This window comes from Streptomyces sp. NRRL S-1022 (genome assembly GCF_000720135.1).
In the GTDB taxonomy this organism is placed as follows: Bacteria; Actinomycetota; Actinomycetes; order Streptomycetales; family Streptomycetaceae; genus Streptomyces.
In genome coordinates this window covers 96201-103833 of the sequence record NZ_JOIU01000028.1, presented here as the reverse complement: position 1 = coordinate 103833, position 7633 = coordinate 96201, and the positions used below count along the sequence as shown (strand labels likewise).

5 protein-coding genes are annotated in these 7633 nt (G+C 71.7%); all 5 read left to right on the top strand.

What is annotated here, in order from left to right; genetic code table 11:
* Positions 1-64 precede the first annotated feature (64 nt).
* The 5 genes from IG05_RS0133735 to murD are packed head-to-tail and all read left to right on the top strand — an operon-like array spanning position 65 to position 7633.
* The gene (locus IG05_RS0133735) at positions 65-2029 is read left to right on the top strand and encodes a peptidoglycan D,D-transpeptidase FtsI family protein (protein ID WP_030347873.1); all 1965 of its coding nucleotides are present in this window, start codon (positions 65-67) and stop codon (positions 2027-2029) included.
* A 43-nt stretch (positions 2030-2072) separates the two neighbouring features.
* The gene (locus tag IG05_RS0133730; RefSeq protein WP_078894671.1) at positions 2073-3728 is read left to right on the top strand and encodes a UDP-N-acetylmuramoyl-L-alanyl-D-glutamate--2,6-diaminopimelate ligase; all 1656 of its coding nucleotides are present in this window, start codon (positions 2073-2075) and stop codon (positions 3726-3728) included.
* A 4-nt stretch (positions 3729-3732) separates the two neighbouring features.
* Positions 3733-5139: a UDP-N-acetylmuramoyl-tripeptide--D-alanyl-D-alanine ligase gene (locus IG05_RS0133725; RefSeq protein WP_030347871.1), complete on the top strand. Its 1407-nt coding sequence runs from the start codon at positions 3733-3735 to the stop codon at positions 5137-5139.
* Positions 5139-6209 (top strand): phospho-N-acetylmuramoyl-pentapeptide-transferase, encoded by a 1071-nt coding sequence (mraY, locus tag IG05_RS0133720; protein ID WP_030347870.1) that lies wholly within the window; start codon positions 5139-5141, stop codon positions 6207-6209. The genes IG05_RS0133725 and mraY overlap by 1 nt, the downstream gene beginning before the upstream one ends.
* Positions 6191-7633 carry a UDP-N-acetylmuramoyl-L-alanine--D-glutamate ligase gene (murD, locus tag IG05_RS0133715; RefSeq protein ID WP_051790531.1) on the top strand — a complete coding sequence of 481 codons (1443 nt, stop codon included), beginning with the start codon at positions 6191-6193 and terminating at the stop codon, positions 7631-7633. Before mraY ends, murD begins: the two co-directional genes overlap by 19 nt.

Genomic DNA, 7633 nt, shown 5'->3' with positions numbered 1-7633 from the left:
CCCTCCCGGCGCCGCCCGCCGCCCCCCAGCCCATCCCCACCCCGACCCCCGGCAGGTGACGGAAGTGTCCGACAGGCAAGCACCGCGCCGCCGGGTGCCCGGACCCGCCAAGCCCCCGCGGCCGCGGGGTGCCGTCCGGCGGCAGGCCGGCCCCGGTGCCCGGCCGGTCCGCCGCCCCGGCGGGGCCCGGCCCCCGGTGACGCAGCCCCTCCGGCTCGGCAGCCCCCGGCCCCGGCTGCGCCTGGTCAGCCTCGCCCTGACGCTGGTGCTGCTCGCCTTCGCGGTACGGCTGCTCCAGGTCCAGGCCGTCGACGCGAGCGCCTACACGGCACGCGCCGAGCAGAACCGGTACGTGGTGCACACGCTGGCCGCCGAGCGCGGCGAGATCACCGACCGCAACGGTGTCGCGCTGGCCGTCAGCGAGGACGCGTACGACATCACGGCCGACCCGACGATGTTCAGCGCCAAGCAGCTGAAGATCACCGACGGACCCGAGCAGGCCGCCGCGCTGCTCGCCCCGATCCTCGGCCAGGACCAGGCCGCGCTCGTCAGGAAGCTGCGCCCGGAGAACCGGAACTCCCGCTACACCCGGCTCGCCGCCCGGCAGACCCCGCAGGTCTGGAAGCAGATCAAGGACCTGAAGACCGCGCTCGCCAACAAGGCGGAGACCGACCACACCACCGCCAACGTGCTGGCCGGCGTCTTCGCCGACCCCAGCAGCCAGCGCGTGTACCCCAACGGCGACCTGGCCGCCGGGATACTGGGCTGGGTCAACGCCGACGGCAAGGGCGGCGGCGGCATCGAGCAGGAGCTGGACAAGCAGCTCTCCGGCAAGGACGGCAAGGTCCGCTACGCCCAGGCCGGCGGCCGCGAGGTGCCCACCGTCGGGTCCACCGAGACGCCCGCGGTGCCCGGCGCCGACGTCGAGCTGACCATCGACCGCGACATCCAGTGGGCCGCCCAGAACGCCATCACCGAGCAGGTGAAGCAGTCCAAGGCGGACCGCGGCTACGTCATCGTGCAGGACACCCGCACCGGCCAGATCCTCGCCATGGCCAACTCGCCCGGCTTCGACCCGAACGACCTGGCGAAGGCCGACGGCGACGCCATGGGCAACGCGGCCCTCCAGGACGCCTACGAGCCCGGCTCCACCGCCAAGGTGATGTCCATGGCGGCCGTGCTGGAGCAGAACGTGGCGACCCCGCTCACCCATGTCGTCGTACCCAACCGGCTGCACCGCGGCGACCGGCTCTTCCAGGACGACATCGACCACGCCACCTGGTACCTCACGCTCAACGGCGTGCTCGCCAAGTCCAGCAACATCGGCACCATCCTGGCCACCGGCGAACTCGGCAAGAGTCAGCCGGAGGCCAACAACGTCCTCCACCGGTACCTGCGCAAGTTCGGCATCGGCAGCTACACCGGCCTCCGCTTCCCCGGCGAGACCCCCGGCATCCTCGCGCCGCCGCAGAAGTGGTCCACCTCGCAGCAGTACACGATCCCTTTCGGCCAGGGCTTCTCCATCAACGCCATGCAGGCCGCGTCCGTGTACTCGACCATCGCCAACGGCGGCGTCCGCGTCGTACCGACCCTGGTGCGCGGCACCAAGGGCGCCGACGGCCGCTTCGCCCCGGCCCCCAAGCCCCGGCAGACCCGGGTCGTCAGCGCCAGGACGGCCAAGAGCCTCGCCCAGATGCTGGAGTCCGTCGTCGACGACGAGCAGGGCACCGGCGTGAAGGCCCGCATCCCCGGGTACCGGGTCGCGGGCAAGACCGGCACGGCGAACCGCGTGGATCCGGCCACCGGCCGCTACCGCGGCTACACCTCGTCGTTCGCCGGCTTCGCGCCCGCCGACAACCCGCGGATCACCGTCTACTGCGCCATCCAGAACGCCACCGCCGGCAGCTACTTCGGTGGCCAGATCTGCGGTCCCATCTACAAGCAGGTGATGGAGTTCGCCCTGAAGACCCTCCAGATCCCGCCGACCGGGGCGAAGCCGGCCAGCCTGCCCGTCGAGTACAAGCCCTGATCAGCGCCACCCTGATCAGCACGGAAACACCAGGAACGAGCTCGTGACAACGATCACCCCCGACGCCGGGAACCACGGGGCCGCAGGCCCCTCACTTCGCTCCGGAGCGGGTGCGCCCGGTACGCTCACCGCCGTGCCACACGCTGATCAGTCCCAAACCACCCAGAAGGGCCAACCCGTGACCTATCCGGGACTGCCCCGGCCGACGCAGCTCCCCGCCACCCCGCTCGCGGAGCTCGCCGACCAGCTGGGTGTCACCGCGCCGCAGGGCGCCGCCGAGATTACGGGGATCACCCACGACTCGCGCGCCGTCCGCCCCGGCGACCTGTACGCAGCCCTCCCGGGCGCCCGTCTGCACGGCGCGGACTTCGTCACCCAGGCCGCGAGCCTGGGCGCCGCCGCCGTACTCACCGACCCCACCGGGGCCGAGCGGGCCGCCGCGACCGGACTGCCCGTCCTGGTCGTCGAGGACCCGCGCGGACGGATGGGGGAGCTGGCGGCCACCATCTACCGCCGCCCGGGCCGCGACCTGCTCCAGATCGGCATCACCGGCACCTCCGGCAAGACCACCACCGCCTATCTCGTCGAGGGCGGCCTGGGCGCGTCCCACCGCACCGGACTCATCGGCACGGTGGAGATCCGCATCGGCGAGGAGCGGATCAAGTCCGAGCGCACCACCCCCGAAGCCACCGACCTCCAGGCCCTGTTCGCCGTCATGCGCGAGGAGGGCGTCACGGCGGTCGCCATGGAGGTCTCCAGCCACGCCCTGGTCCTCGGCCGGGTCGACGGCTGCGTCTTCGACATCGCCGTCTTCACCAACCTCAGCCCGGAACACATGGAGTTCCACTCCGGCATGGAGGACTACTTCCGGGCCAAGGCACAGCTCTTCACCCCGGAACGCAGCAGGCTCGGCGTGGTCAACGCCGACGACGAGTACGGGCGCCGGCTCGCGCGGGAGGCGACCGTCCCGGTCGTCACCTTCTCCGCCGAGGGCCACCCCGACGCCGACTGGCGCGCCCAGGACGTCCAGATCGGCCCCATGGACTCGACGTTCACCGTGCTCGGCCCGAACGGCGAGCGCATCCACGCCAAGTCGCCGCTGCCGGGCCCGTTCAACGTGGCGAACACCCTCGCCGCCGTCGTCGCCCTCGCCGTGGCCGGCCTCGACCCGCAGACCGCCGCCGACGGCATCGCCGCCGTCCCGGGCGTCCCCGGGCGTCTGGAGCGCGTCGACGCCGGGCAGCCCTACCTCGCGGTCGTCGACTACGCCCACAAGACCGACGCCGTCGAGTCGGTGCTCAAGGCGCTGCGCAAGGTCACCAAGGGCCGGCTGCACGTCGTCCTCGGCTGCGGCGGCGACCGGGACGAGACCAAGCGCGCCCCGATGGGCGCCGCCGCGGCCCGGCTCGCCGACACGGCCGTACTGACCTCCGACAACCCCCGCTCCGAGGACCCGCTCGCGATCCTCGCGACCATGCTCCGGGGCGCGGCCTCCGTGCCCGCGCACGAGCGCGGCGAGGTGCTCCTCTTCGAGGACCGGGCCGCCGCCGTCGCCGCCGCCGTGGGCCGCGCCCAGGCCGGCGACACCGTGCTGGTCGCGGGCAAGGGCCACGAGCAGGGCCAGGACATCGCCGGCGTGGTCCGTCCCTTCGACGACCGCCAGGTGCTTCGCGAAGCTATCCAGAAGACCCAGGGATGAACTTGTGATCGCCCTCTCCCTCGCCGAGATCGCAGCAGTCGTCGGCGGGCAGACGCACGACATACCGGATCCGTCCGTGCAGGTGACGGGACCGGTCGTCCGGGACTCCCGTGAGGTGGTGCCCGGCAGCCTGTTCGCCGCCTTCGTCGGCGAGCGCGTGGACGGCCACGACTACGCGCCGCAGGTCGTCGCGGCCGGCGCGGTCGCCGTGCTGGCGTCCCGGCCGGTCGGCGTGCCCGCGATCGTCGTGGAGGACGTGCAGACGGCCCTCGGCGCCCTCGCCCGGCACGTCGTACGCCGGCTCGGCGCGACCCTCGTCGCCCTCACCGGCTCGGCCGGCAAGACCAGCACCAAGGACCTCATCGCCCAGGTGCTCCGCCGCAAGGCGCCGACCGTCTTCACGCCCGGCTCGCTCAACAACGAGATCGGGCTGCCGCTGACCGCCCTGTCCGCCACCGAGGAGACCAGGTTCCTCGTGCTGGAGATGGGCGCCCGCGGCATCGGGCACATCCGCTACCTCGCCGGTCTCACCCCGCCGAGGATCGGTCTGGTGCTCAACGTCGGCACCGCCCACATCGGCGAGTTCGGCGGGCGCGAGCAGATCGCCCAGGCCAAGGGCGAACTCGTGGAGGCCCTCCCGGAGGACGGGGCGGCGATCCTCAACGCCGACGACCCGCTGGTGCGGGCCATGGCCGCCCGTACCAAGGCGAAGGTGGTCCTTTTCGGAGAGTCGGCCGAAGCGGACGTACGCGCCGAGAACGTACGACTCACGGACAGCGGACAGCCCGCCTTCAGGCTTCACACACCCTCCGGTGCAAGCGATGTGACGATGCGCCTGTACGGTGAGCACCACGTGTCGAACGCGCTCGCCGCGGCCGCCGTCGCCCATGAGCTGGGCATGTCCGCGGAAGAGATCGCCCTCGCGCTCTCCGAGGCGGGCTCCCTCTCCCGCTGGCGCATGGAGGTCACCGAGCGCCCGGACGGCGTGACCATCGTCAACGACGCCTACAACGCCAACCCCGAGTCCATGCGGGCCGCCCTGAGGGCGCTCGCGGCCATGGGCAAGGGGCGCCGCACGTGGGCGGTGCTCGGCAAGATGGCCGAGCTGGGGGACGAGGCGCTCGCCGAGCACGACGCCGTCGGACGGCTCGCCGTCCGGCTCAACGTCAGCAAGCTCGTCGCCGTCGGGGGGATTGAGGCCTCCTGGCTGCAATTGGGCGCATATAACGAGGGTTCGTGGGGTGAGGAGTCGGTGCACGTGTCCGACGCACAGGCGGCGATCGACCTGTTGCGCAGCGAGTTGCGCCCGGGGGACGTCGTGCTCGTGAAGGCGTCCCGGTCGGTGGGGCTGGAGAGCGTCGCCCAGGCGCTCACCGAGACCGGTGCCGAGGGTGAGGTTGCCGCCCGATGATGAAGCAGATCCTGTTCTCAGGAGTCATTGGCCTCTTCCTGACGCTGGTCGGCACCCCGCTGCTGATCAAGCTTCTCGCCCGCAAGGGCTACGGCCAGTACATCCGTGACGACGGCCCGCGCGAGCACGCCAGCAAGCGCGGTACGCCGACCATGGGCGGCATCGCCTTCATCCTGGCGACGATCGCCGCGTACTTCCTGAGCAAGCTCATCACCGGTTACCCGCCCACCTACTCCGGGCTGCTGGTCCTCGGCCTGATGTTCGGCATGGGCCTGGTCGGCTTCCTCGACGACTACATCAAGATCGTCAAGCGGCGGTCGCTGGGTCTGCGGGCCAAGGCGAAGATGGCCGGCCAGCTGATCGTCGGCATCGCCTTCGCGGTGCTGTCGCTGCAGTTCTCCGACGCCCGCGGCAACACCCCCGCCTCCACCAAGCTGTCGTTCATCACCGACTTCGGCTGGTCGATCGGCCCGGTGCTGTTCGTGGTCTGGGCGCTGTTCATGATCCTCGCGATGTCGAACGGCGTGAACCTCACCGACGGCCTGGACGGTCTGGCCACCGGCGCCTCCGTGCTCGTCTTCGGCGCCTACACCTTCATCGGCGTCTGGCAGTTCCAGGAGTCCTGCGCCAACGCGGGCACCCTGACCAACCCGGGCGCCTGCTACGAGGTGCGCGACCCGCTGGACCTGGCCGTGGTCGCCTCCGCGCTGATGGGCGCCTGCCTGGGCTTCCTGTGGTGGAACACCTCGCCGGCGAAGATCTTCATGGGCGACACCGGTTCGCTCGCCCTCGGCGGCGTCCTCACCGGCCTGGCCATCCTCTCCCGCACGGAGCTGCTGGTGGCCATCATGGGCGGCCTGTTCGTCCTCATCACCATGTCGGTCGTCATCCAGGTCGGCTCCTTCCGGCTGACCGGCAAGCGCGTCTTCCGGATGGCACCCCTCCAGCACCACTTCGAACTCAAGGGCTGGTCCGAGGTCCTGGTGGTGGTCCGCTTCTGGATCATCCAGGGAATCTGTGTGATCGTCGGACTGGGCCTCTTCTACGCAGGATGGGCAGCGGACAAGTGACCTCCTCGGTGCCTTCTGGGCCTTCCGACTTCCAGGGCAAGCACGTCACCGTGGCCGGGCTCGGCGTCTCCGGCGTCCCGGCGGCGAAGGTGCTGCACGCGCGCGGGGCGATCGTCACGGTCGTCAACGACGGCGACGACGCACGCGCGCGTGAGCAGGCCGCGGAGCTGGAGGCGCTCGGCATCACCGTGCGCCTCGGCGACGGGGCGACCCTCCCGGAGGGCACCGAGCTGATCGTCACCGCGCCCGGCTGGCAGCCCGACAAGCCGCTGTTCCGCGCCGCCGGGCAGGCCGGGGTGCCGGTCTGGGGCGACGTGGAGCTGGCCTGGCGGCTGCGCGGCCCCGACGCGGCCCCCTGGCTGGCCGTGACGGGCACCAACGGCAAGACCACGACCGTCCAGATGCTCGCCTCCATCCTGCGGGCGGCGGGCCTGCGCACGGCCGCCGTGGGCAACATCGGCGTCTCCCTGCTGGACGCGGTCCTCGGCGAGGAGCAGTACGACGTGCTCGCCGTGGAGCTGTCCAGCTACCAGCTGCACTGGGCGCCCTCCCTGCGCGCCCACTCCGCGGCCGTCCTCAACCTCGCGCCGGACCACCTCGACTGGCACGGCTCCATGGAGGCCTACGCGCGCGACAAGGGCCGTATCTACGAGGGCAACAAGGTCGCCTGCGTCTACAACGTCGCCGACAAGGCCACCGAGGACCTCGTCCGCGAGGCCGATGTCGAAGAGGGCTGCCGGGCCGTCGGGTTCACCCTGGGCACGCCCGGTCCCTCCGAACTCGGCGTCGTGGAGGGCATCCTGGTCGACCGCGCCTTCGTGGCGGACCGGCAGAAGAACGCGCAGGAGCTGGCCGAGGTCTCCGACGTCGACCCGCCGGCCCCGCACAACATCGCCAACGCCCTTGCCGCCGCGGCCCTGGCGCGCGCCTTCGGGGTGCCCGCCCGGGCCGTACGGGACGGTCTGCGGGCCTTCCGGCCGGACGCCCACCGCATCGCGCACGTCGCCGACATCGACGGCGTCGCATACGTGGACGACTCCAAGGCGACGAACACCCATGCCGCGGAAGCCTCCTTGGCGGCATATGAACCGATCGTATGGATTGCGGGCGGTCTGGCGAAGGGCGCGACCTTCGACGAGCTGGTCGCCAAGTCGGCGAAGCGGCTGCGCGGCGCGGTCCTGATCGGCGCCGACCGCGCGCTGATCCGCGACGCCCTCGCGCGACACGCCCCGGAAGTACCCGTGGTCGACCTCGACCGGACCGACACTGAGGCGATGCTCCAGGCGGTGACGGAAGCGAAGCGGCTGGCTCAGCCCGGCGACACGGTGCTGCTGGCCCCGGCCTGTGCCTCCATGGACATGTTCACCAACTACAACCAGCGCGGTGACGCGTTCGCGGCGGCGGTCCGCGAACTCGACGCCTGA